The organism is Rhizobium sp. BR 249, assembly GCF_047445895.1.
GTDB lineage: Bacteria > Pseudomonadota > Alphaproteobacteria > Rhizobiales > Rhizobiaceae > Rhizobium.
This window is the reverse complement of sequence record NZ_JARWKX010000018.1, coordinates 54,093-78,086: the sequence shown is the minus strand read 5'-3', so window position 1 is coordinate 78,086 and position 23,994 is coordinate 54,093. Positions and strand designations below refer to the sequence as shown.

Sequence of the window (23,994 nt, the reverse complement as noted above, 5' to 3'; positions counted from 1 at the left end):
GCGTCGCACAAAAAATGTTGCAATGCACAATAAACTATCCTATATAGACGTCATTCGATGATCACAGGCAGGGAATGCCTTCAACCCAAAGGAATGCGACATGGCTACCATAAAGACCGATGACGTTTTTTCAATCGCTTCTTTCGACCCGTCCAAGCTCGCGGAATCCTTCCGTGAATTCGCTGAAAAGGGCGCCCAGCAGTCGAAGGACGCCTATGCCAAGCTGAAGACCGCTGGCGAGGAAGCCGGCAAGACGCTCGAAGCCACCGTCCAGACGGCACAGGCAGGCAGCGTCGAACTCGGCCTGAAGGCGATCGACGTTCTGCGCGTCAATGCCGAGAGCTCGCTCTCGCACCTGGAAGCGCTGCTCGGCGTCAAGTCCCCGGCTGAATTCTTCGAGCTGCAGACCACTTTCCTGCGCAAGCAGGCCGAACTCGCCGTCGAACAGGCGAAGTCGATTCAGGAAACCACCAAGCAGGTTGCCGAAAAGCTGGCAAAGCCCTCCAAGGACGCCGCCGAAAAGGCCATGGCTTCCTTCAAGAAGGCCTGATCGGTTTTACCATTCAGCGACAAAGGGCTGGACCTCGTGTCCAGCCTTTTTGTATATTGACGAGGAATGGGGCTTGAATTCATCGCCAAGTCCTCGTATGTGACCCCCGTCGCGCCAAGCGTGACATATGCGGTTGTAGCTCAGTTGGTTAGAGCGCAGGTTTGTGGCACCTGAGGTCGGAGGTTCGAGACCCCCCAACCGTACCATTTCTCCCCATGTCAGCAATGAACCAGGTTCCGCCCATTTCGATGGAACCCATGCCGTGCAGGCCCGTTTTCTCTGTTAACGGGAGAATACGCATGTCGAAAACGCTTCTCTACGGCGCAACCAAGATCGACGAGACGAACAGCGCCTATGCGCCGGCCGAAAGCCTCGCCGCCTTCCAATGGAAGAACCGCGTCTTCATCCTTTTCGCCGACAAGGAGAATGCCCGCGCCGCCCGCCAGGAAAATCAGCTGCTTGCCGATCGAAGCGCGCTCGACGAGCGGGATATGGTGGTGTTGAAGGTGTCGGGCGATAGCGTGCGGCCGCTCTTCGGCGCGGCTGAAGGTTTGAACGGGCAAGCGATCCGCAGTGATCTGGAGGCGCCCGAACCGGGTGAATTCGCTGCCTTCCTTGTCGGCAAGGACGGCACGGTCAAGCTCAAGGTCAGCGAGCCGATTGCCACAGGCGAACTCTTCGCCATCGTCGACAGCATGCCGATGCGCGCCGCCGAAGCGCTGAAGCCGGACAAATAATCCCGACCGAACCTCGTTTGCGACGAATATCATGAAAGGAAGGGCAGTCATGTCCCTGCCGAACGAACCCATTCCCGATCAGCCGCCGATGCCGGCGCCCGGCTGGAAGCCGGTGCCTCCGATCAAGGAGCCGGAGCCGGATCGGCTGCCCGACGAGGCGCCCGTTCCCAATCCCGACGAGAACGACGAGCCGGCAAAACACACTTCGAGACTTAAAGAAAGATATGCCGTTCGGCGCTGACGAGTTCTTGGAGGAAGTCGGCAACGCTTCGGACGCGCAGCAGGTCGCGGGCGGTTTCATGATAGGTCGTCCAATAGGCGCGCCGGATCGAAACCTCCGGCAGGATGCGCTGCAGTTCGGGATATTGCCGGGCGATATAGTCGTGCAGGATGCCGATGCCGGCGCCTGATCGTACCGCCTCCGTCTGGCCGATCGAGGTCGAGATCTCGAAGCTTGCGTCCCAGCTGCGCATCACTTCGCCGGAGAAATTGAGCGACGCGGTGAATATGAGGTCCTCGACATAACCGATGCGCGGATGCGCCTTCAGCGCCTCGATATCGCCGGGCGTGCCCTGCAAGGCGAGATAGTCGCGTGAGGCATAGAGGCCGAGCGTGTAGTCGGTAAGCTTGGAGGAGACGAGCCGGCCTTGCTCGGGCCGCTCCAGCGTGATGGCGATATCGGCCTCGCGCTGCGACAGCGAAAACGAGCGCGGCACCGGGACGAGTTGGATCTTCAGTTCCGGATGGCGCTCGATCAACCTGCCCATGCGCGGCGCCAGAAAGGAAACGCCGAAGCCATCGGGCGCTCCGACGCGCACGGTTCCGGCAATGGCCGTATCGGTGTGGCCGAGGCTGGCCTGCACCGCCAACATTTCCGTTTCCATCCGCTCCGCGGATGCCAGGAACACTTCGCCTTCGGCCGTCAGCTCGCAGCCATTCGTGCGGCGGATGAAAAGCCGCGTCTTCAGCGCCTCTTCCAGCGACGTCAGCCGGCGCGACAGCGTGGCATGATTGAGCCCCAGCCGCTTCGAGGCGGCAAGGATCTGCCCGGTGCGCGCGACGGCAAGGAAAATACGAACATCGTCCCAGTTCATGGCTTGGCACACATTGCGATCGGATCGACCTCGATAAGCGCCAGCGATGTCACCATGCCCGCCGTCTGGTTCTTGTACTTAAGGAAATGCGGCGCCTGCAGATGGGCCTCGTATGCCTTCTGGTCGGCATAGACCTCAAGAATACGAATGCGGTTTGGATGGTCCCTGATGGAAACGGCGCTGAGGGAAAGAACACCCTCTTCCAAGGCGACGGATGCCTCGATTTCTTCGGTGAGCAAAGCGCGATAGGTTTCGAGCATGTCCGGATCGATCTCCAGCTCCGCCATTCTGACAATGGGTTTCCGGCTCATGGGTTTGACCTCTCTCGTTGGATTTGACTTGTCCACGTGCCGTTCCAAGTTTGGAAACAGCAGGCCTGATGCAATGCCAGGACTATAATTTGCGCACAACAGTTACTTATATCAGCGCATTGATTTGTGCAAATTGAAGTGCGATTGTAGGCCATCCCAAAAACAGGAGGAGCATACCATGCGCGAGATCGGTCATTTCATCGGCGGCAAGCATGTTGCCGGCACCAGCGGCCGCGTGAGCAACGTCTACAATCCGGCGACCGGCGAAGTACAGGCGACGGTGGCGCTCGCAAGCGTCGAGGAATTGCGCGCCGCAGTCGAAAACGCCAAGGCCGCGCAGCCGAAATGGGCTGCCACCAATCCGCAGCGCCGCGCCCGTGTCTTCTTCAAGTTCGTCGAACTCCTGAACACGCACATGGACGAGCTTGCCGAACTGATTTCCAAGGAACATGGCAAGACGATCGAAGACGCCAAGGGCGACGTCATCCGCGGCCTCGAAGTCTGCGAATTCGTCTGCGGCATTCCGCATCTCGCCAAGGGTGAATTCACCGAGGGCGCGGGTCCTGCGATCGACATGTATTCGATCCGCCAGCCGGTCGGCATCGGCGCGGGCATCACGCCCTTCAACTTCCCCGGCATGATCCCGATGTGGATGTTTGCGCCGGCGATCGCCTGCGGCAACGCCTTCATCCTGAAGCCGTCCGAGCGTGATCCCTCCCTGCCGATCCGCCTCGGCGAACTGATGATCGAAGCCGGTCTTCCTGCCGGCATCCTCAACGTCGTCAACGGCGACAAGGGTGCGGTCGACGCGATCCTCACCGATCCGGATATCGGCGCCGTTTCCTTCGTCGGCTCCACGCCGATCGCCCGCTACGTCTACGGCACGGCGGCGATGAACGGCAAGCGCGCCCAGTGCTTCGGCGGCGCCAAGAACCACATGATCATCATGCCCGATGCCGATATGGACCAGGCCGTCAACGCGCTGATGGGCGCAGGCTACGGTTCGGCCGGTGAGCGCTGCATGGCGATCTCGGTTGCCGTTCCGGTCGGCGAAGAAACCGCCAACCGTCTCGTCGAGAAGCTGACGCCGAAGATCGAATCGCTGCGCATCGGCCCCTACACCGACGACAAGGCCGATATGGGTCCGCTCGTCACCAAGGAAGCCTATACCCGCGTTCGCGGCTTGATCGACCGTGGCGTCGAGGAAGGCGCCAAGCTGGTCGTCGACGGCCGCGATTTCAAGCTCCAGGGCTATGAAGACGGCTATTTCGTCGGCGGCTGCCTGTTCGACCATGTCACGCCCGAGATGGATATCTACAAGACCGAGATTTTCGGACCTGTCCTCTCCGTCGTTCGCGCCCAGAACTACGAGGAAGCGCTGTCGCTGCCGATGAAGCACGAATACGGCAACGGCGTTGCGATCTATACCCGCGACGGCGACGCCGCCCGCGACTTCGCCTCGCGCATCAATATCGGCATGATCGGCATCAATGTTCCGATCCCGGTTCCGCTCGCCTATCACTCCTTCGGCGGCTGGAAGGCATCGAGCTTCGGCGACCTCAACCAGCATGGCACGGACTCGATCAAGTTCTGGACGAAGACCAAGACCGTCACCGCTCGCTGGCCTTCCGGCATCAAGAGCGGCGCCGAATTCGTCATGCCGACGATGAAGTAATCTCTACGACAGATCGATCTACAATTCGGGGGCCTTTCGGCCCCCGTTTTATTTGGCGCTAGCAGACCACTTTGGATTACAACCAGAAGATCGTGGAACGGGATTGACGCAGCGGCAAATGGCCTCATAAGCTGAATGCGAATTTCATATTTTGGAATTGTTCAAAACTAGCAAACCGCCTATATAGGTCTGAACAGGCACGAGTCAGGAGATCGGCATGCGGTTGACGAAGCAGACCAACTATGCGGTTCGCATGTTGATGTATTGTGCTGCCAATGAAGGGCAGTTGAGCCGGATTCCTGAGATCGCCAAGGCTTATGGGGTTTCCGAACTCTTTCTTTTCAAGATCCTTCAGCCGTTGAACAAGGCAGGTCTGGTCGAAACCGTGCGCGGCCGTAACGGCGGCGTGCGTTTGGGCAAGCCCGCGGCTGAAATCACCCTCTTCGATGTCGTGCGGGTGACGGAAGACAGTTTCGCCATGGCTGAATGCTTCGAAGACGACGGCATGGTCGAATGCCCGCTGGTCGACAGCTGTGGCCTGAACTCGGCGCTGCGCAAGGCGCTGAACGCTTTCTTCGGCGTGCTTTCGGAATATACCATCGACGATCTCGTCAAGGCGCGCCCGCAGATCAATTTCCTTCTCGGGCTCACCGGCGAGCAGGAATACCGCAAGCCCGCGGTCGTCGCCCCCGCCGCCTGATCAAAACAGCAGCACGAACCTTGTGAAACCGCGATTGCCCAGGCGATCGCGGTTTTTGCTTTTGCTCAACCTCCCCGGGCGGGGGAATGACGGCGGCATGTCGTTGTGGAGGCGTAATTATACCAAATGCGACAAAAATCCGGCTATTTTTGTGCGAATATTTCCAAATAAGACTGATTTTTGGCCGAAAATTTCTAAAATTGTCCAACTGGAAAAATTTTCTCCGTAGCCCGTTGCTTTCAGTAGATAAATGTCGTTCCATCGACCGTCGATCGGGATGCCTATCTGCGGTCTCCAGACATCAAAAAAGAACAACCGGGAAACAATACTATGAAAAAGATCTCTGTCATGCTGGCAGCGACGGCCCTGATTTCGGTCATGGCAACGTCGGCCTGGTCCAAGACCCTTGTCTATTGCTCCGAGGGCTCGCCGGAAGGCTTCGACCCGAGCCTCTATACGGCAGGCACGACCTTCGACGCGTCGTCGCGCACGGTCTACAGCCGCCTCGTCGAATTCAAGCATGGCGGCACCGAGATCGAACCCGGTCTGGCCGACAGCTGGAGCGTTTCGGACGACGGCAAGGAATACACCTTCAAGCTTCATCCCGGCGTCAAGTTCCAGACCACCGACTTCTTCACCCCGACGCGCGATTTCAACGCCGACGACGTGGTATTCTCCTTCGAGCGCCAGCTGAAGTCCGACAATCCGTGGAACAAGTATGTCGAGGGCGGCTCTTATGAATACGCCGCCGGCATGGGCTTCCCGGAACTGATCAAGTCGGTCGAGAAGGTCGATGACCTCACCGTCAAGTTCACGCTCAACCATCCGGAAGCGCCGTTCCTTGCCGACCTCGCCATGGACTTCGCCTCGATCGTTTCCAAGGAATATGCCGACAAGCTCGCCGCTGACGGCAAGATGGCGCAGCTGAACCAGCAGCCGCTCGGCACCGGCCCCTTCACCTTCGTCGCCTACCAGCCGGATGCCGTCATCCGCTACAAGGCGAACGAAAGTTATTTCAAGGGCAAGGAAAAGATCGACGATCTGGTTTTCGCCATCACCTCTGACGCCGCCGTCCGCGCCCAGAAGCTGAAGGCCGGCGAATGCCACCTGATCCCGTATCCGAATGCTGCCGACGTTCCCGAACTGAAGAAGGACGGGAACCTGGTCGTTCAGGAGCAGGCCGGCCTCAACGTCAGCTACCTCGCCTACAACACGCAGATGGCTCCCTTCGACAAGCCGGAGGTTCGCCGTGCGCTCAACATGGCGATCAACAAGCAGGCGATCGTCGATGCCGTCTTCCAGGGTGCGGCTACCGTTGCAAAGAACCCCATCCCGCCGACCATGTGGTCTTATAACGACGCCGTTCAGGACGAAAAGTACGATCCGGACGCCGCCAAGAAGGCTCTTGCCGATGCCGGCGTCAAGGATCTCAGCATGAAGGTCTGGGCGATGCCGGTATCGCGCCCCTACATGCTGAACGCGCGCCGCGCCGCCGAACTGATGCAGGCCGACTTTGCCAAGGTGGGCGTCAAGGTCGAGATCGTCACGCATGAATGGGCCGAGTACCTGAAGCTCTCCTCCGACGTGAAGCGCGACGGCGCAGTCATCCTCGGCTGGACCGGCGACAACGGTGATCCTGACAACTTCATGGATACGCTGCTCGGCTGCGATGCCGTTGGCGGCAACAACCGCGCCCAGTGGTGCAACAAGGAATACGACGACCTTATGACCAAGGCCAAGCTCACCGCCGATGTCGGCGAGCGCACCAAGGCCTATGAGCAGGCTCAGCTGATCTTCAAGAAGGAAGCGCCCTGGGCGACTCTCGACCACTCGCTCGTCTTCGTTCCGATGAGCAAGAAGGTCTCGGGCTTCCATATGGACCCGCTCGGCATTCACCGTTTCGATGGCGTCGACGTATCCGAATAACAAGAATAATGTAAGAATGCCCGGCAGAGCTGGGCGCAACCGGCGGTCAGGCACCCCCTGACCGCCGGAAACTATTGGACATCTGCCATGTTGCGTTTTTTCATCGGCCGCCTCGCGGTGCTGATACCGACATTCCTCGGCGTTTCCCTCATTGCCTTCTCGTTCATCCGCCTGCTTCCCGGCGATCCCGTCATGCTCCTGTCGGGTGAACGTGTCATGGCGCCGGAGCGGCACGCCCAGATCATGCACGATCTCGGTTTCGACCGGCCCATGTACGTGCAGTATTTCGATTATCTCGGAAAAGTGCTGCAAGGCGATCTCGGCACCTCGATCGTCACCAAGCGGCCCGTTCTCGGCGAATTCCTGACGCTGTTTCCAGCAACGCTGGAGCTTTCCTTCTGCGCCATCATCCTCGCCGTCTGTCTTGGCGTGCCCGCCGGCGTCTTTGCGGCCGTCAAGCGAGGCACGTGGTTCGACCAGAGCGTGATGGGTGTTGCCCTGATCGGCTATTCCATGCCGATTTTCTGGTGGGGCATTATGCTGATCATCTTCTTCTCCGGCTATCTCGGCTGGACGCCGGTTTCCGGCCGCATCTCGCTGATGTATTTCTTCAAGCCGGTCACCGGATTCATGCTCATCGACAGCCTGCTGTCAGGCCAGAAAGGCGCCTTCGCATCGGCCGTCAGCTATCTCATTCTGCCGACCATCGTGCTTGCGACCATCCCGCTCGCCGTCATAGCTCGCCAGACTCGTTCGGCGATGCTTGAAGTTCTCGGAGAAGATTATGTTCGCACGGCCCGCTCGAAGGGCTTGAAGCCGCTGCGAGTGGTTGCTGTGCACGCATTGCGAAATGCGATGATACCGGTTGTCACGACGATTGGCCTGCAAATGGGCGTCCTGTTGGCCGGCGCCATTCTCACGGAATCCATCTTTTCCTGGCCGGGCATCGGTAAGTGGATGATCGACGCCGTGTTCAAGCGCGACTACGCTGTGGTCCAGGGTGGCCTTCTCCTGATCGCCGGCGTCATCATGCTGGTCAATCTGATCGTTGATGTTCTCTACGGCTTCATCAATCCACGAATTCGTCACTAGGAGCGGTCCATGAGCACGGTCACCGTCAAAACCGGCCAGCCATCCGCTCTTGCGGAGTTCTGGCACTATTTTTCCCGCAACAAGGGCGCCGTCATCGGCCTCGTTGTCTTCGCAGTCGTTCTGTTGTTGGCGATTTTCGCGCCGTTGGTGTCGCCGCACTTGCCTGATGAGCAAAATCGCCAACTCATGTTGGCGCCGCCGTCTTGGATGACCGGCGGCAGCCTGACGTTTCCGCTTGGAACGGACCCTGTCGGCCGGGACATTCTCTCGCGCCTAATCTATGGCGCGCGCTTCTCGCTGTTTATTGGCGTCATCGTCGTCTCGCTCTCAGTGGTATCGGGTGTATTGGTCGGTCTCGCAGCCGGTTTTTTTCGCGGTTACATCGACATCGTGGTCATGCGTATGATGGATATTGTAATGGCGTTCCCGTCGCTGCTGCTTGCCCTCGTGCTGGTTGCTATCCTTGGGCCTGGTCTCACCAACGCAATGATAGCAATCTCCATTGTCAACTTGCCGCATTTCGTGCGGTTGACGCGCGCTTCGGTCATGTCGGAACGAGAGAGAGAATATGTCATTGCCTCGCGGGTCGCCGGCGCGGGCAAGCTGCGCCTGATGTTCAAGACGATCCTGCCGAACTGTCTGGGGCCCCTGATCGTCCAGGCGACACTCGCCTTCTCGGCGGCGATCCTCGATGCCGCCGCGCTCGGCTTCTTGGGCCAGGGCGCCCAGGCGCCGACACCCGAATGGGGCACGATGCTCGCCGAATCCCGCGAATTCATCTCGCGCGCCTGGTGGGTCGTGACATTTCCGGGTCTCGCCATCCTGATCACCGTTCTTGCCATCAATCTGATGGGCGACGGCCTGCGCGATGCGCTTGACCCCAAGCTGAAGAGGTCGTGATGCCACTTCTCGAAATCGAAAATCTGACCGTCGAATTCCAGACGTCATCCGGTCTGTTCCGCGCCGTCGACGGCGTCTCGCTCACCTGCGACAAGGGGGAAATCCTCTCGGTCGTCGGTGAATCCGGCTCGGGCAAATCCGTCGCCATGCTGGCGCTGATGGGGCTCCTGCCGTGGACGGCGAGGATCACCGCCGACCGCATGCAGTTCGACGGCCAGGACCTGCGCGGCATCTCCGCCCGCCAGCGCCGCAAGATCGTCGGCAAGGACATGGCGATGATCTTCCAGGAGCCGATGTCGAGCCTCAACCCGTGCTTCACGGTCGGCTTCCAGCTCGGCGAGACGCTGCGCGTCCATATGGGCCTCAACCGGAAGGAACGAAGGGAGCGCTCGATCGAGCTCCTGAACCTCGTCGGCATTCCCGCACCCGAAGACCGCCTGTCGAACTTCCCGCACCAGATGTCGGGCGGCATGAGCCAGCGCGTCATGATCGCCATGGCGCTCGCCTGCAATCCGAAGCTTCTGATTGCCGACGAGCCGACGACGGCGCTTGACGTGACTATCCAGGCGCAGATCCTCGATCTGCTGGTCCGCCTGCAGAAAGAACAGGGCATGGCGCTGGTGCTGATCACTCATGACATGGGTGTCGTCGCCGAAACCGCCGAGCGCGTGCAGGTTCAATATGCCGGCCAGAAGGTCGAGGAGCAGCCGGTGAAGGCGCTGTTCCGCGATCCGCATCACCCCTATACGGCGGCATTGCTTGCCGCGCTGCCGGAACGCGCCCAGGTCGGCCAGCGTCTTCCCTCGATCGCCGGCGTCGTTCCCGGCCAGCATGGCCGCCCGACGGGCTGTCTTTTCGCGCCGCGCTGCGGCTACGCCACGGTCGAATGCGATCGCGGCGTTGTCCGTCAGGGGCCGGAGCTTGGCCGGGCGCTCTGCAACTATCCCTTGAAGGACGGCAAGCCGCTCGGGCATCCCGGTGTCATCGCCGTTCAAACTGCAGGAGACCTGGTATGACGGGCGCTGTTCTCGAGGGCAGGGATCTCGCCCGTTTCTACACCGTCAATCGCGGCCTGTTCAAAGCCGACGCGACCGTCAAGGCGCTGAACGGCGTCAGCTTCAGCCTTCATTCCGGCAAGACGCTCGCCGTCGTCGGCGAATCCGGCTGCGGCAAGTCGACGCTCGCCCGCCTGGTCACGCTGATCGAGGACCCGACGGCCGGCGAATTGCTGATCGACGGCAAGCCTGCCCGTGTCGGCGACCGCAGCCTGCGCAGCCAGGTGCAGATCGTCTTCCAGAATCCCTACGGCTCGCTCAATCCGCGCCAGAAGGTCGGCGCCATCCTCGAGGAGCCGCTGAAGATCAACACCGATCTCGATGCCAGCGCCCGCCGCCGCAAGGTGGAGGAGATGATGGCCCGCGTCGGCCTGCGTCCGGAACATCACGGCCGCTATCCCCACATGTTCTCCGGCGGCCAGCGCCAGCGTATCGCCATCGCCCGCGCCCTGATGCTGCGGCCGAAGGTGCTGGTGCTCGACGAACCGGTTTCGGCGCTCGACCTGTCGATCCAGGCCCAGGTCCTGAACCTGCTGATGGACCTGCAGAAGGAGATGGGGCTGGCCTATCTCTTCATCTCGCACGGCCTCTCGGTCGTCCATCACATCGCCGACGAGGTGATGGTGATGTATCTCGGCCGCCCGATCGAAACCGGTCCTGCCGCCGAAGTCTTCGCCCGGCCGCGCCACCCCTATACCGCAGCCTTGCTCTCGGCCACGCCGATCGCCGATCCCGAACGCGCGAAGAACCGTATCCGCCTGCAGGGCGAGCTGCCTTCGCCGCTGAAGCCGCCATCCGGCTGTCACTTCAATCCGCGCTGCTGGAAGGCGCAGGACTATTGCCGCCAGGTTTCTCCCGAACTCAGTGGAGAGGGCGCACAACAATATGCCTGTCACTTCCCGCTCGACTGAGCGGGAATTGCGTGGACAAAAGGTTAGATGCGGGGAGGAAGCATGCGGGATACGCGGATGAATAGGCCCCATGCGATCATCGTCATGGGAGTCAGCGGCTGCGGCAAATCCTCGGTCGGCGAGAAGCTCGCCCATGCCCTGAAATTGGTCTTTGTCGAAGGCGATGCGCTTCATCCCGCCGCCAATGTCGAGAAGATGTCGAAGGGCATTCCGCTGAGCGATGAAGACAGAATGCCCTGGCTCGACTTGATCGGCGAGCGAATGAAGGCTTCGTTCGAAAAGGGAGAGGGCATCATCGTCTCCTGTTCGGCGCTGAAGCGCATCTATCGAGACAGGCTGCGGACGGCTGCCGGCGGCAACCTCTTCTTCGTCTATCTCGAAGGCTCCAGGGCGCTGCTGACGAAACGCATGGGCGAGCGCAAGGGGCATTTCATGCCGGTTTCGCTGCTCGAAAGTCAGCTGGCGACGCTCGAGGCGCCGATGGGCGAACCCGGTGTCGTCACCGTCGACATAGACGACACGATCGAAGGCATCACGGCGACGGCCCTCAGGGACCTCGCCGGTCTCGGCGTCACGGCTTGAAACGCTGCGGCGAATAGGCCGCGATATCGATGAACGGCGTCTCGCCGGTGATGGCTTCGGCAAGCACGCGGCCCGTCACCGGCCCGAGGGTCAGCCCGTGATGGGCGTGGCCGAAGGCAAACCACAGGCCTTGATGGCGCGGCGCCTTGCCGATGATTGGCATCATATCGGGCGTGCAGGGGCGTGAGCCCATCCAGGGTTCGGGATCGAGCCTTTCGCCGAGCGGAAAGATGGTGCGGGCCACGGCTTCGGCCCGGTCGAGCTGAACCGGCGTCTTCGGCGCATCCAGCGTTGCGAACTCCGCTCCCGTCGTCAGGCGGATGCCACGGCTCATCGGCGCGAGGAAATAGCCGCGCTCGGCATCGAGCGTCCAGTTGTTGAGCACGGCATTGCCCTCGACGCCATAATGCATGTGGTAGCCGCGCTTGACGCCGAGCGGAAAGGAATAGCCGAGCCGGCGTGTTGCGACGGCCGCCCACGGGCCGAGCGCGATCACCGCATCATCGGCTTCGAGCGAACCTTCCTCAGTCATAATCTTCCATCCCGAGCCGAACTGGCCGAGAGAGGCGGCATCGCCTGCGAGGAACCTTCCGCCGAGGCTTTCGAAATAGCGGCGATAGGCCGATGTCAGCGCATGCGGGTCGAGCACCGACCATGGGTCGCGCCAGCGAAGGCCGCCGACGAAATCGCCGCTGATATCCGGTTCCATGCGGGCGATATCGGCCGCAGTCAGGCGGTCATATTCCACGCCGAACTCGTTCCGCCAGAGTGCCGCCTCCTCAAAGGCCTCGTCGCGCCTGGCCTCCGTCCGGAAAATCTTCATCCAGCCGTCCTTGCGGATCAGCTCTTCAGCCTGCGAGGCCTCGATCAGGTCCTTGTGTTCGGCAATCGAATTCTCGATCAGCGGCGCATAGGCCCGGGTGATGGCTGCGTGGCGCCGCGCATTGGAGTTCCACCAGTAGCGGGCAAGGAAGGCGATCTGGCTCGGCAAGGTGCGCAGATGATAATGCGCGTCGATCCGATTATTCACAGCATAGCGCAGCAGGAGACCGAGCTGCTGGGGAAAACCGTAGGGCACGACGCCTTCGCGCTGGATCAGCCCGGCATTGCCGAAGGAGGTTTCCCGGCCCGGATCCTTGCGGTCGATCAGCGTCACCTGCCGGCCGCGCCGCTGAAGATGGATGGCCGTGGAAACCCCGACGATGCCGGCGCCGAGCACGATTGCGTTCTTCGTCATTTCCCCTGAATTCCGCTTTGTTATCAGGTGAAAATGCCTCTGCCGTCACCGGTGCGCAAACGAAAAATCGCATTCATTTCAAAATCATTGCGCTTTTGAGTGCGGCATTTTCGGCCTTCATCCTGATATGGAGGACGAAGGCGTTGAGAAGCGAAAAGACCACCGCGTAAAGCGGCAGGCCGAAGGCAAGCGGAAGCGCGGCGATCTCGCCGATGACGACCAAATAGTTCGGATGCCGGAGAAAGCGGTATGGCCCCGATCTCACCAGCGGCGCGCCCGGCAGGACGATGATGCGCGTCGTCCAACGGCCCTTGAGCGTCGCCAGAACCCAGAGCCTGAGCGCCTGCAGCCCCATGAAGATCAGAAACCAGAGGAACTCGACCGGCCTGCCCGGTGCAAGCAACCAGAGACCGATGATCCAGCCCGCATGCAGCGCCACCATGAGGGGGTAGTGCTCCGGCGCCACCTCCCTGGCGCCTCTTGCAAGAAGGGCGGTGGTGTTGCGCTGGGCGAGCACGAGCTCTCCCAGCCGCTGCAGCGTCACGAAGGTCAGGAGCGCGATCGACGGCCACATCATGCCGTCCTCCGAAGGGTCACGCAGCTCGCCGAAAAGCCCGGTCCCATGGCAATCATCGCCGCGCGCTCCGGCAACCCGGCGCGGATTGCCCGCTCGAGCACGAACAGCACGGTCGGCGAGGACATGTTGCCATACTCGGCAAGCACGGCGCGTTCGTGATCCAGCGAGCCGGGCGTCACCGAAAGCGCGCTCTCCATCGCGGCCAGCACCTTCATGCCGCCGGGATGGCAGATGAAGCGGCCGATATCCTCCCGCTCCAGCCCGTTTCGCGCCAGAATGCCATCCACTGCCGGGCCGAGCTCTTTTTCGGCGAAAGGCGGCAGCGATTGCGCCAGCACGATGCCGAAGCCGCCGTCGTCGATCTTCCAGCCCATGATATCGAGCGTATCGGGAAAGAGATGCTCGCCGGTCGATTCCACCTCCGCCAGCCCATTTTCGCCCGAGCGCAGCACGCAGGCGGCAGCACCATCCCCGAAAAGCGCCGTCGCGATGATGTTCGGCCGCGTCAGCTCGTCCAGCCGGAAGGCAAGCGTGCAGAGTTCGACCGAGACGAAAAGCACGACAACGCCCGGACGGCTGCGTGCCAGCCGCGAGGCCATCGCAAAACCTGAGACGCCGGCGGCGCAGCCGAGCCCGAAGACCGGCACGCGCTCGATATCGGCCCTGAAGCCCACGCGGCGGGCAAGCTGCGCATCGAGGCTCGGCGTCGTAAAGCCGGTGGAAGAAACCGTGACGACGCAATCGACATCGCTGGCCTCAAGCCCTGCCTGAAGAAGCGCCGAGGTGGCGGTCTTGACGAAGAGCGCACCCGCCACCTCCGCATAGGCCTCCATTCGATCCTGCCAACCATGCCGCTCGTCGAACCAGGAAAGCGGCCGTGCCGCATGGCGCTTGTCGATGCCGGCGCTGTCGAAAACGCGGGCAAGATGGCGGAAATCCTCGAAACGATCGCCAAAAAGCCGGGCCGAAGCTTCGGCCGCCTGCTTCTGGGAAATGACATGTTCGGGCGCGGCGACGGCGAGGCTGACGAGTTTTACGCTATTGGTCACGGAATTCTCCTTGTCGTTCCCGGCGCAACGACTGAGAAAACACGCGGTTCCGATGATTTATTCGGCGGTGATCGCTTCACGAAGCAGTGATGAAGAAAATGGGAGACGCTGCCGAATAAATATCGAGGCAGCCGTGTTCTCTCCTCGCAACGTCACTTTCGAGGAGTTTTCCCATGACGACCACGACAATTCGCGCCGCTTCCATCCTTCTCGGCGGCTGCTTCGCCGCTGCCTTGTTCTCCGCCCCGGTCTTTGCGATCGGCGATGACAACAGCACGATGCCGACCTGCAAGAAGGGCGAGATCTACGACCAGAAGACCAAGAAATGCGTCAAGCAGCAGAGCGCCAATGTGTCGGACGAAAACCGCACCGACTATGCCTATTCGCTTGCCAAGGCCGGCCGCTATCAAGAGGCGCTTGCCATGCTCGACACGGTCAAGGACCAGAACACGGCCGAGGTGCTGAATTATCGCGGTTATGCCACCCGCAAGCTCGGCCGCACCGATGAAGGCATCTCCTACTATCTGCAATCGGTGAAGATGGACCCGCAATATGCCAAGGTCCGCGAATATCTCGGCGAAGCCTATGTCATCAAGGGCCGGCTCGATCTCGCCAGGGATCAGTTGAACACGATCAAGACGATCTGCGGCACGACTTGCGAGGAATATCAGGACCTGAACGCCGCGATCCTCGACCCGTCGAAGATCTGATCGGCAGGCCAGGGCAGGAGAGGGATATCCGAATGTCGGTCGCGCGCCCCATATTTCCTGCCTATAGTCGCACGAGAGTGGAATCGCCGGTTCATCGGGCGGTTCCGAAAGATGCAGGATCGGCGGAGGCGGCCATCGCGAGCGAAGCGGACATCAGGAGCGGCCTGACGGAAAATCTGGCCAGGCTCTGGCGCTATGGGCTCGTTCTCTCGCATCAGCGGGATGTGGCCGACGACCTGGTGCAGGCGACCTGCCTTCGCGCGCTGGAGCGCGCCGAGCAATTCATTCCCGGTACGCGGCTCGACCGTTGGCTGTTTTCGATCCTGCATTCCATCTGGCTGAACGAGATCCGCTCGCGCCGGGTGCGCCAGGGCCAGGGTTTCGTCGATGCCGGGGAGACGCTGACCTTTGACGGTGCGCACGACACCGAAACGCATGTGATGGCCGGGCAGGTGCTGAAGCAGGTAAATGCGTTGCCCGAGGCGCAAAGGACGGTGGTCTTCCTCGCCTATGTGGAAGGACTTTCCTATCGCGAGGTAGCAGGCATACTGGATATTCCGATCGGAACCGTGATGAGCCGGCTGGCGGCTGCCCGCGCCAAGCTCTCCGGCGCCGGAGCGGAAGGGGGACGGCCATGAACACGAGACACACCATTCCCTCCGACGAGGACCTCACCGCCTATATCGACGGCGAATTGCCGGCCGACGAGGCCGCGCGCATCGAAACCATGGTGAATGAAGACGAGGCCGTCGCCGAGCGGCTGGAATTCCTGGCGCGCGCCAGCCTGCCCTTCAAGCAGGCTTTCACCCCGCTTCTCGCCGAAGCCCCGCGCGAAAAACTGCAGGCGATGCTCGCCGCGATTCCCGCGCGCGAGAGCGAAAAATCCGCCTCCACGCCCGCTCCCCCAATCGTCACCCGCCGTCGCTTCCTCGGCGCGCTCGCCGCCTCGCTCGTGGCCGGCATCGCCATCGACCGCGCCGTCATCGGCATCGGACGGAATTTTTCGGCAAAGGACGAAAACAGCGAATGGCGCGCCGTCGTCGCCGAGTATATTTCCCTCTACACCCCTGAAACGCTCGCCGGCCCCGTCCCTGCGAGAGAGGACCAGACCGCCCAGCTCGCCAGCCTTGACGAAAAACTCGGCCTGTCGCTCTCCCCCGAAACCGTCTTGCTCCCGGGCATCGATTTCAAACGCGCCCTGCTGCTGCAATATGACGGCAAACCGCTCGCCCAGATCGCCTATCTCGATCCCGAAACCGGGCCGATGGCGCTCTGCATCGTCAGGTCAGACGCGGGGCCGAAGGCGCCGGACGTCGAAAACCGCAAGGGTATGAATGTCGTCTACTGGTCGAATGCGACGCACGCCTTCATGTTGATCGGGCATGCGCCGGCGGACAGGATGACGGCGATTGCGGATGAGATGCGGGGGAGGGTGGCGGTGTGAGTTTTGATCGCCAGAAGCACCTGGACATAGGTATCCTGTTGGCGTAGCGCTCGTAATCGGCTAACGGCGTTTTGAAAATCGACCAATTGACGGTCGAAGCCCGGGATGAGAGTTCTCCATTTCTTCAAGACGTAGTGGCCGGATATTTCGGCGACGTGGAATACTATGCCACCCGCCACGCAAGCCGGCTCTCGTGACTTTCCTTCATTCGTCCGTCCTAATGGACGGGGCTCTAATCCATTCTGGAGGAGATGCTAAGTTGCAGATCACGTGGACAATGGTCTTGGGCACGGAGGCCTGGCAGATTGAACTTAACCCAATAGGGCACGCCGGCGGTGAAATCAGAGAAATCTCTGAGCAGAGTCCCCCGCGGCAAGCGCAATTGTCGCTTTGTCTCATGGTTGTGGATGTAGAGCAATTCGCTTGCAAAGCCACTTTTTGCGAATTATGGCTTCTCTCGAACTGGGTGCGCGGAACGATATGCGATCGCTTCCGGGTGGTACATGGGATGTACGCGTCGCGTCGGAATCGAGTTCCGAAATATTATGCCGGCGCTTTTAAGGCTGAAGCGATCCTGGAGTGTGCTATATATCGCGACAGGAGGTGTTTGCTTAGGCAAAAGCGAGGTAGCGGAATTGATGGATCGGATTTTGACGGGAGTGGTCGCAGCGAAGGTTTTGTGGGGTGGCAACGGATGACTGGCAAGACACCCGTCGCTTTTTTCGCGTATAATCGCCCGGAACATACGGAGCGGGCGCTGCTTGCTCTTTCGAAATCACGACGCCTTCACGAATGCGATTTCTATTTTTTCTCTGATGCAGCCAAGACCGAGAGCGCGAGCGCGAAGGTGGCTGCAACCCGTGAAATTCTGAGCCGCTGGGCACGGACGCTAAACGCGACGGTGCTTGAACGTGAGGCGAATATCGGTCTTGCGCGTTCGATTTCAGCCGGTGTTAGCGAACTGTGTTCACGCTACGGCCGCGCGGTCGTCGTCGAGGATGATCTGGTTGTCAGCTCGGATTTTCTGCACTTTATGATGGCATCACTTGATCGTTATGAAAACGAGCCGGCGGTGGTTCAGGTGGGCGGTTTCACGATTAGTCCGCCGAAAGCTCCACTCGAGGATGCATTCCTTCTGCCTGTAACAACGACGTGGGGTTGGGCGACATGGCAGCGGGCCTGGAAGGATTTCAATCTCGACGTTCCCGATCTGGACGTCGCGCGCCAGGATCGCGACTGGATGAGCCTCTTCAATTTCGACGGTAGCTCCGCGTATACCTCGATGCTGGAAGAGCGAATTGCCGGGCGAAACGATTCCTGGGGAATTCTTTGGTGGTATGCCGCATCGCGCAAGAGGGGTCTTGTCGTCTATCCGTCGAAAAGCCTGGTCTGGAACGGCGGTTTCGACGGAACTGGTGTACATTGCGGCAGCGACGATTTCCTAAAGCAGAATGATGCGACGCTTTACATTGGCTCTCCACTGCCTGAGCAGGTCTCTTTTCCGACGCAGACGGTCGTGAATGAAGATCATTTCGCGCAACTCAAGGATTTCTTTCGCGGGAGGCAGACGCTGGTGGCGCAGGCCGGCACACCGGGATCTGGGGTGATCGCTTCGCTGAAGATTTTCGCCCGCAGGGCCAACCAGAAGCTGCGTAATGCGTTTTCTTGACAGACTAAGATACCGGGCGTTCGCCTGGCTGGCGCATGAACTCGATCGGGAGCGAAAGCGGGTTCATGGCGCAGATGCCTGCGTATTGGCTGCCGGTTCGGCTTTGATGCCCGAATCGGAGGTCAACAATTTTTCGGGCGGCCCCGAGAAAATCAATATTGGAAGCAACTCCTACGTGCGTGGTCGGCTCCTGACCTATGGTCACGGGGGTGAGATCAGCATCGGCGATTGGTGCTATATCGGCATCAGGACCGAGATCTGGTCGATGGAGCGGGTTATTATCGGCAACCGTGTGCTAATCGCCCATGACGTGAACATTCACGACGGCACGGCACATTCCACCGATATGGACGAGCGCCACGCCCACTTTCGCCACATCATCGAGAAGGGTCATCCTGTAACCGCCGCGGACATACCTGGCGTCTTCTCGGCACCTGTAATCATCGAGGACGATGTATGGATCAGTTTCGGCGTGACGATCCTGCGCGGCGTGCGCATTGGGCGCGGCAGCGTCATTGCGGCCGGCTCCATCGTTACCAGCGACGTCCCCCCGGATATGGTCTATCGCAATAAGGTGATCCCTGTTATCGAACCGCTGGCGGGCGGTTCGATAACAGATAAGATGTCTGCCCTGACCACCCAAGGCAAAGAGGAATAACGTGTCTCTTCTGAATAAGCTCACCCGCATGATTGCCACGCCCGTATCCCAGCATATAGAGGGCGTGGTCGCGCGCGGTCTGTCGAATACCCGGCAGCAGATCGACGATCTGATGATCCTCCAGGGCAGGGCGCTGTCGTTGCAAAATTCCGAACGGGCGCCCCTCGCGCGGCTTCAGGATGCGGAATTTAAAGTGTTTTCTCAGTTCGGTGAGGACGGAATCCTTCAGTACCTGATCCGAGAGACCGGAATCACGCGCAGAGAGACAAGCTTCATCGAGTTCGGCGTCCAGAACTACTCCGAATCCAGCACACGCTTCCTGCTGATGAACGATCACTGGCGCGGTCTGATCATCGACGGAAGCAAGGAATATATGGATTTCGTCCGAAATCAGGACCTTTACTGGCGTCATGACCTGACGGCAGTGGATGCCTGGATCGACCGGGACAACATTAACGAGCTCATAGGCGATGCGGGATTTGATGGCGATGTCGGCATTCTCAGCGTCGATATCGATGGAAACGATTACTGGGTCTGGGAAAAAATCGACATCTGCAATCCGGTCATTGTCATTGTCGAGTGGAACAGCGTGTTCGGCCCCGATTATGCAATTTCCGTTCCCTACGATCGTGCTTTCCAGCGCGAGAAGTCGCATTACTCGAACCTGTTCTGGGGCGCCTCGATAAGGGCGTTCGAACATCTCGCTTCAAAGAAGGGCTATGCACTGGTCGGCTCCAATACTGCCGCTAACAACTTGTTCTTCGTGCGCAGAGACCGTCTCGGCCGCCTCAACGCGTTGACGGCGGCTGAAGCCTATATCGAGTCGCGGTTCCGAGATTCGCGCGATGAATCTGGAAAGCTGAATTTTCTGGGCGGCGAAAAGCGGCGGGTGGAGATTCTCGACGTGCCGGTTGTGGACGTCATGACCGGCTCAAAAACCACGCTGCGAGCGCTGGACGCCGACGGTAAGTAATGATCGAAGATCGGGAGCGATAGAATGGCACTGATGAGCTGGGAAGATTCGGTACAATGGCTGCGCGATCAAAAGGATCAGCAGCCCCTGGTGCGTGCTTGCTACTTCGACGATCCACTGCAGGACGCAGCCGAGCGATTCTGGGAAAGTGCGGAATGGAAGGCGATCGCAGCTCTTCTTCCGGCACCTGGCGGGACGGCGCTCGATCTTGGCGCGGGCCGCGGCATCAGCAGCTATGCCATGGCGCGCGACGGTTGGGACGTCACGGCTCTCGAACCCGACCCCAGCGCGCTGGTCGGTGCCGGTGCCATCCATGCCCTGTCGGCAAGCAGCGGACTGACGATCAAAGTCGCAGGCGACTATTCCGAGAAGCTGCCCTTTGCCGACAACACCTTCGATGTAGTCAATGCCCGCCAGGTGCTGCACCATGCGCGTGATCTGCCGCAGACCTGCCGCGAGGTCTTCCGTGTCCTGAAGCCGGGCGGCGTAATGATTGCAACGCGCGAGCATGTGCTCAGCCGCCGCGAGGATCTGCAGGCCTTCCTCGATGCACACACGCTCCACAAGTTCTATGGCGGCGAAAACGCCTTCTTGCTTCAGGAATATCTGTTGGCAATGACCGGGGCCGGATTACATCTCGACAAGGTACTCGCGCCGCTGGATTCGCCAATTAACTATTTCCCGATGACGCCGGACCAGTGTTTCGTCCATTGTACCCGGCCCGTTGCCGCCATCATTGGTCGGTCGCTGACCGACATCATCTTCAGCCGCAAGCATCTCCTCGGCCGGATGCTGCTGAAGCGTCTGGTCGCAGCCTTGAATGCGCGCGATCAGACGCCGGGGCGTCTCTACTCCTTCTTGGCAGTTAAGCCCGCCGTTGCAAGCGAGCGCCAATGACAGGGGGGCCCGTAACCAAGTCAGCTAAGATTGTGCGAACCTATGAAGCCGCCGGCGATGTCTTGGGGCCGATCGGTTCCGTCGTTTTGGCCGCTCGGGAGCTTTCATGGTCGCGGCACGTTCTGTGGCACCTTTTCAAGCGCGATTTCGTCGCCGGCTTCCGTCAGAAGTTGCTCGGCTATCTCTGGATCGTGCTCGTGCCGCTGCTCGGCATTGCCAGCTTCGTCTTTATGCAGCTCACAGGCATCCTGAACCCTGGCGACACAGAAATTCCCTATCCGATCTTCGTCTATGTCGGTACGACGGTCTGGGGCATCTTTGTCACGGCGCTGTCTGTCGTCGCGAACGGACTGATCGCCAACAGCGATCTTGTCATGCGCACCAATATCCCGAAAATCGGCCTTGCCGTCACTGGCCTCGCATCGCTTTGCTACAATCTCTTCGTCAATGTCATCGTGCTTATTCTGCTGCTGTTCGTCTTCGGTCGATTGCCGTCGATCTGGGTCGTTCTATATCCCCTGACCGTTCTGCCTATCATAGCGCTCGGCGTGGGTATCGGTCTGATGCTCTCGGTTGTTGGCGCCGTGGCGCGCGATGTGACCGGCATGTTCGTGACATTGATCAACTTAGTCATGTATGTGACTCCGGTCGTATACACGGCCCAGTTTGCCAATCCAGCTCTCCAGCAAGTCGTCTTCTGGAATCCGTTAACCTATCTGATTGACACACCGCGCACTATCATCGTGCTCGGCGCTGCGTCCTACTGGCCTGGCTATCTTGCTGCCACGCTGTTTTCGGGCATCGTGCTGTGGATTGGGGTCCACGCTTTCTATCTGATCAAGGACAAGGTAACCGAGCGGCTATGAGTGATAACTGGGCGATCCGCGCTCAAGGGGTCTCGAAGAAGTTCGGGCTCACACTGCGGCAATCTATGAAATATGGACTTCGCGATTCCGTCCGCAAGCTCGCGGGTCGTTCGAGCACGACGGATGTCCTCCGAGAAGGCGAGTTCTGGGCCGTCAACGATGTCAGCTTCCAGCTTAATGGTGGCGAAGCCCTCGGTATCATGGGTGTAAACGGCTGCGGCAAGACCACACTCCTGCGCATCCTGAACGGCGTCTATGCGCCCGACAAGGGGCGCGTCCAAATCCGCGGTCGCGTCGGCGCGCTGATCGCTGCCGGTGCGGGCTTCGCGCCGATGCTGACAGGACGTGAAAACGTCTACGTTAACGGTGCTCTGCTCGGTCTATCGACCCGGGAGATCGATGGTCTGATGGATGAGATCATCGCCTTTTCTGAACTGGATCATTTCATCGATCTACCCGTTCGCAACTATTCCAGCGGCATGTATGTTCGGCTCGGCTTTGCCATCGCGGCCCTCAGCCGTCCCGACGTCCTGCTGATGGACGAAGTGCTGGCTGTCGGCGACCTGAACTTTCAAAAGAAGTGCTATGACCATATCCTGCAGCTGAAGCGGGGCGGGACGGCAATCATCCTCGTGTCGCACTCGCCGGGCGCGATCTGGGCTGTGTGCGATCGTGGGCTATTCATGAACAAGGGTGCAGCGCTTGTAGACGGTCCGATCGAGCAGGTCATCCGGGAGTACGACGACCAGAATTCGCGCAATGCGCTTGCCGCAGACGTCCAGTTTGCCCATGCATCCAACAGCCACTCCGCCGTTTCCGCCAGCAAAGCGGAACCCATCGAAAGCTTCGAAAAAAGCGGAACGGGTGATGTGATATGCAACGATTTCAAGGTGCTTTCCGACCATGGGGAAGCGGTTCGCGAGCTGAAATTCGAAGATCCTTTCACCATCGAAGTTACTGTCAAGGTCAACAAGCCGATAGAGAACTTCATCATTCGCGTCGTCGCCGATGCGGTTCACTATCGCAACATAGTCTCGCTGGACAATTACGAGCAGGGAGCGCCCGTAGACCTCCTCGCTCCCGGCACCTATATATTCCGCATTAGGGTCGAACAGCAGAATTTCCGACCTGGTGCCTACGCTTTCAACCTCGCTATTATCAGCCGGCACATCGGTGCCCATCTGTTCCTCTGGCTCAAGTGCGGACACATTGTTATTTTAAGCCCTCATGAACGTTTTCTATATTCGGATCCAAATGCCGTGATGCATTTCGACGCGGCGTTTTCCCATGAAACACTGGAGGCGATCGGATGAGCTTAGCTGCAGAATACTTTACGAAGGATCATTTTTCCGCGCCTGCCAATTACGAAGAGCAGAAAGAGCTGTTTCGCAACTCCGTCTCCAATGTCGTGGTTGAAATTTCCTCGTTCTGCAATCGTCACTGTACCTATTGCCCGATTTCGCAGGTCGATCGTTCGAGTTCAAACAGGCTCCTGCCCGACGAGATATTTAACAAGCTCGTCGACGACCTCGAGCGCATCGATTATGCGGAAAGCGTCTGCCTTAATCTCTACAATGAACCGATGTCGGATCGCGAGCTGCTGCTCAGCCGGATCTCTCTGCTGCGCCAGCGTTTGCCGAAATGCCGCATCTATTTTAGCACTAATGGTGATTATCTTAGCCGCGAATACCTGAAGGCGGCGGTCGATGCCGGCCTGAGCGAACTTTACGTTACGCTGCATGCCCCGAAGGGAAAACCGTATGACGACGCCTATGTCATCGGCCGAATCTCCGAATTGTCGGCTCGCCTAGGCAAGGCGATCAAGGTGACCTCGGTTGCGATGAATCAGAACATTTATGGCACGATCTCGCTCTTCGGCATCAAGATCCACGTCTTTTCGACGAATTACGCGATCTATGGTTCGGATCGCGCCGGAGCTATGACCGACATCACAGCCCGGACTCCGGCCCGCAAGGCGCCGTGCGACCGGCCGTTCCACGATTTCACGATATCATACGAGGGAACCCTATTCCCCTGCTGCCAGATGTTTGTCGATAATCCGATGCACAAGAAGAAATACTCTGTTGGCAACCTCGCGAGCTACTCGAACATCTACGAGGCCTATGCCTCACAAGCCATGGCGGGATGGCGAAAGTCGATGCTGCGCTTCGGCCCAAAGGAAAGCCCTTGCGACACGTGTTCTGAAGCGGACGGTGAGGGAACCCGCGAAGAAATCACAGCGCGCGACCAGGTCTATCGCAGCCTGATAGGCGAGATACCGGAAGGCGAAAAGGAGGTCGCCTATCCCGTCGGCACAGATGATCACCACGCGACGATCAACAGGTTTCGAAAGCTTCTCAAGGGACTGACGGGGTGAGCGA

Annotated in this window: 26 protein-coding genes and 1 tRNA gene; 22 read left to right on the top strand and 5 right to left on the bottom strand. The window is 59.7% G+C overall.

What is annotated here, in order from left to right; genetic code table 11:
* Positions 1-100: 100 nt before the first annotated feature.
* The 4 genes from QD408_RS17825 (at position 101) to QD408_RS17810 (ending at position 1,528) form a co-directional block, all read left to right on the top strand.
* Positions 101-550, top strand: a complete 450-nt coding sequence (locus tag QD408_RS17825; protein ID WP_088680491.1) for a phasin — start codon at positions 101-103, stop codon at positions 548-550.
* A gap of 129 nt (positions 551-679) precedes the next feature.
* Positions 680-756 (top strand) — tRNA-His (locus QD408_RS17820).
* A 93-nt stretch (positions 757-849) separates the two neighbouring features.
* Entirely contained in the window at positions 850-1,287 is a 438-nt protein-coding gene (locus QD408_RS17815) for a DUF4174 domain-containing protein (protein WP_414140217.1), read from the top strand.
* Positions 1,288-1,336: 49 nt separating this feature from the next.
* Positions 1,337-1,528 carry a hypothetical protein gene (locus QD408_RS17810; RefSeq protein WP_414140216.1) on the top strand — a complete coding sequence of 64 codons (192 nt, stop codon included), beginning with the start codon at positions 1,337-1,339 and terminating at the stop codon, positions 1,526-1,528.
* Here the strand turns inward: QD408_RS17810 and QD408_RS17805 are convergent.
* Positions 1,500-2,381 carry a LysR family transcriptional regulator gene (locus QD408_RS17805; RefSeq protein ID WP_414140215.1) on the bottom strand — a complete coding sequence of 294 codons (882 nt, stop codon included), beginning with the start codon at positions 2,379-2,381 and terminating at the stop codon, positions 1,500-1,502. The two genes, QD408_RS17810 and QD408_RS17805, sit on opposite strands and share 29 nt — an antisense overlap.
* Positions 2,378-2,692, bottom strand: coding sequence for a putative quinol monooxygenase (locus QD408_RS17800; RefSeq protein ID WP_088680495.1), 315 nt, complete (start codon positions 2,690-2,692; stop codon positions 2,378-2,380). The genes QD408_RS17805 and QD408_RS17800 overlap by 4 nt, the downstream gene beginning before the upstream one ends.
* Positions 2,693-2,870: 178 nt before the next feature.
* On the opposite strand from QD408_RS17800, the gene QD408_RS17795 reads away from it, so the two are divergent.
* The 8 genes from QD408_RS17795 (at position 2,871) to QD408_RS17760 (ending at position 11,533) form a co-directional block, all read left to right on the top strand.
* Positions 2,871-4,367, top strand: coding sequence for a CoA-acylating methylmalonate-semialdehyde dehydrogenase (locus QD408_RS17795; RefSeq protein ID WP_414140214.1), 1,497 nt, complete (start codon positions 2,871-2,873; stop codon positions 4,365-4,367).
* Between the two features lie 217 nt (positions 4,368-4,584).
* Entirely contained in the window at positions 4,585-5,067 is a 483-nt protein-coding gene (gene rirA / locus QD408_RS17790) for an iron-responsive transcriptional regulator RirA (RefSeq protein WP_088680497.1), read from the top strand.
* 330 nt (positions 5,068-5,397) lie between these two features.
* Complete coding sequence (locus tag QD408_RS17785) at positions 5,398-6,993, top strand: ABC transporter substrate-binding protein (RefSeq protein ID WP_088680498.1); 1,596 nt, start codon at positions 5,398-5,400, stop codon at positions 6,991-6,993.
* An 87-nt stretch (positions 6,994-7,080) separates the two neighbouring features.
* On the top strand, positions 7,081-8,085 hold the full coding sequence (locus QD408_RS17780; RefSeq protein WP_414140213.1) for an ABC transporter permease subunit: 1,005 nt from the start codon (positions 7,081-7,083) through the stop codon (positions 8,083-8,085).
* Between the two features lie 9 nt (positions 8,086-8,094).
* Positions 8,095-8,985, top strand: coding sequence for an ABC transporter permease subunit (locus QD408_RS17775; RefSeq protein WP_414140212.1), 891 nt, complete (start codon positions 8,095-8,097; stop codon positions 8,983-8,985).
* A complete protein-coding gene (locus QD408_RS17770; protein WP_088680500.1) occupies positions 8,985-10,001 on the top strand; it encodes an ABC transporter ATP-binding protein in 1,017 nt (338 codons plus the stop codon). Before QD408_RS17775 ends, QD408_RS17770 begins: the two co-directional genes overlap by 1 nt.
* Positions 9,998-10,951, top strand: coding sequence for a peptide ABC transporter ATP-binding protein (locus QD408_RS17765; RefSeq protein WP_414140211.1), 954 nt, complete (start codon positions 9,998-10,000; stop codon positions 10,949-10,951). The genes QD408_RS17770 and QD408_RS17765 overlap by 4 nt, the downstream gene beginning before the upstream one ends.
* A gap of 42 nt (positions 10,952-10,993) precedes the next feature.
* Positions 10,994-11,533, top strand: coding sequence for a gluconokinase (locus QD408_RS17760; protein WP_088680502.1), 540 nt, complete (start codon positions 10,994-10,996; stop codon positions 11,531-11,533).
* Here QD408_RS17760 and QD408_RS17755 read toward each other — a convergent pair.
* The 3 genes from QD408_RS17755 to QD408_RS17745 all read right to left on the bottom strand — a co-directional run bounded on the left by QD408_RS17755 (position 11,523) and on the right by QD408_RS17745 (position 14,396).
* Positions 11,523-12,770, bottom strand: a complete 1,248-nt coding sequence (locus QD408_RS17755; protein WP_414140210.1) for an NAD(P)/FAD-dependent oxidoreductase — start codon at positions 12,768-12,770, stop codon at positions 11,523-11,525. The genes QD408_RS17760 and QD408_RS17755 overlap by 11 nt on opposite strands.
* 73 nt (positions 12,771-12,843) lie before the next feature.
* Complete coding sequence (locus tag QD408_RS17750; protein WP_414140209.1) at positions 12,844-13,347, bottom strand: isoprenylcysteine carboxyl methyltransferase family protein; 504 nt, start codon at positions 13,345-13,347, stop codon at positions 12,844-12,846.
* Positions 13,344-14,396: a type III polyketide synthase gene (locus QD408_RS17745; RefSeq protein WP_414140208.1), complete on the bottom strand. Its 1,053-nt coding sequence runs from the start codon at positions 14,394-14,396 to the stop codon at positions 13,344-13,346. The genes QD408_RS17750 and QD408_RS17745 overlap by 4 nt, the downstream gene beginning before the upstream one ends.
* 173 nt (positions 14,397-14,569) lie before the next feature.
* On the opposite strand from QD408_RS17745, the gene QD408_RS17740 reads away from it, so the two are divergent.
* The 10 genes from QD408_RS17740 to QD408_RS17695 all read left to right on the top strand — a co-directional run bounded on the left by QD408_RS17740 (position 14,570) and on the right by QD408_RS17695 (position 23,990).
* Positions 14,570-15,106 carry a tetratricopeptide repeat protein gene (locus tag QD408_RS17740; protein WP_414140207.1) on the top strand — a complete coding sequence of 179 codons (537 nt, stop codon included), beginning with the start codon at positions 14,570-14,572 and terminating at the stop codon, positions 15,104-15,106.
* 32 nt (positions 15,107-15,138) lie between these two features.
* Positions 15,139-15,744 carry an RNA polymerase sigma factor gene (locus QD408_RS17735; protein ID WP_414140206.1) on the top strand — a complete coding sequence of 202 codons (606 nt, stop codon included), beginning with the start codon at positions 15,139-15,141 and terminating at the stop codon, positions 15,742-15,744.
* Positions 15,741-16,550, top strand: a complete 810-nt coding sequence (locus tag QD408_RS17730; protein WP_414140205.1) for an anti-sigma factor family protein — start codon at positions 15,741-15,743, stop codon at positions 16,548-16,550. Before QD408_RS17735 ends, QD408_RS17730 begins: the two co-directional genes overlap by 4 nt.
* A gap of 694 nt (positions 16,551-17,244) precedes the next feature.
* On the top strand, positions 17,245-18,219 hold the full coding sequence (locus QD408_RS17725; RefSeq protein WP_414140204.1) for a hemolysin activation protein: 975 nt from the start codon (positions 17,245-17,247) through the stop codon (positions 18,217-18,219).
* Positions 18,206-18,877: an acyltransferase gene (locus tag QD408_RS17720; protein ID WP_414140203.1), complete on the top strand. Its 672-nt coding sequence runs from the start codon at positions 18,206-18,208 to the stop codon at positions 18,875-18,877. The genes QD408_RS17725 and QD408_RS17720 overlap by 14 nt, the downstream gene beginning before the upstream one ends.
* Before the next feature lies 1 nt (position 18,878).
* Positions 18,879-19,850, top strand: a complete 972-nt coding sequence (locus QD408_RS17715) for a hypothetical protein (RefSeq protein ID WP_414140202.1) — start codon at positions 18,879-18,881, stop codon at positions 19,848-19,850.
* Between the two features lie 24 nt (positions 19,851-19,874).
* The gene (locus tag QD408_RS17710; RefSeq protein ID WP_414140201.1) at positions 19,875-20,747 is read left to right on the top strand and encodes a class I SAM-dependent methyltransferase; all 873 of its coding nucleotides are present in this window, start codon (positions 19,875-19,877) and stop codon (positions 20,745-20,747) included.
* Positions 20,744-21,613 carry an ABC transporter permease gene (locus tag QD408_RS17705; protein ID WP_414140200.1) on the top strand — a complete coding sequence of 290 codons (870 nt, stop codon included), beginning with the start codon at positions 20,744-20,746 and terminating at the stop codon, positions 21,611-21,613. Before QD408_RS17710 ends, QD408_RS17705 begins: the two co-directional genes overlap by 4 nt.
* On the top strand, positions 21,610-22,926 hold the full coding sequence (locus QD408_RS17700; RefSeq protein WP_414140199.1) for an ABC transporter ATP-binding protein: 1,317 nt from the start codon (positions 21,610-21,612) through the stop codon (positions 22,924-22,926). The genes QD408_RS17705 and QD408_RS17700 overlap by 4 nt, the downstream gene beginning before the upstream one ends.
* Positions 22,923-23,990 (top strand): radical SAM protein, encoded by a 1,068-nt coding sequence (locus QD408_RS17695; RefSeq protein ID WP_414140198.1) that lies wholly within the window; start codon positions 22,923-22,925, stop codon positions 23,988-23,990. Before QD408_RS17700 ends, QD408_RS17695 begins: the two co-directional genes overlap by 4 nt.
* Positions 23,991-23,994: the final 4 nt, after the last annotated feature.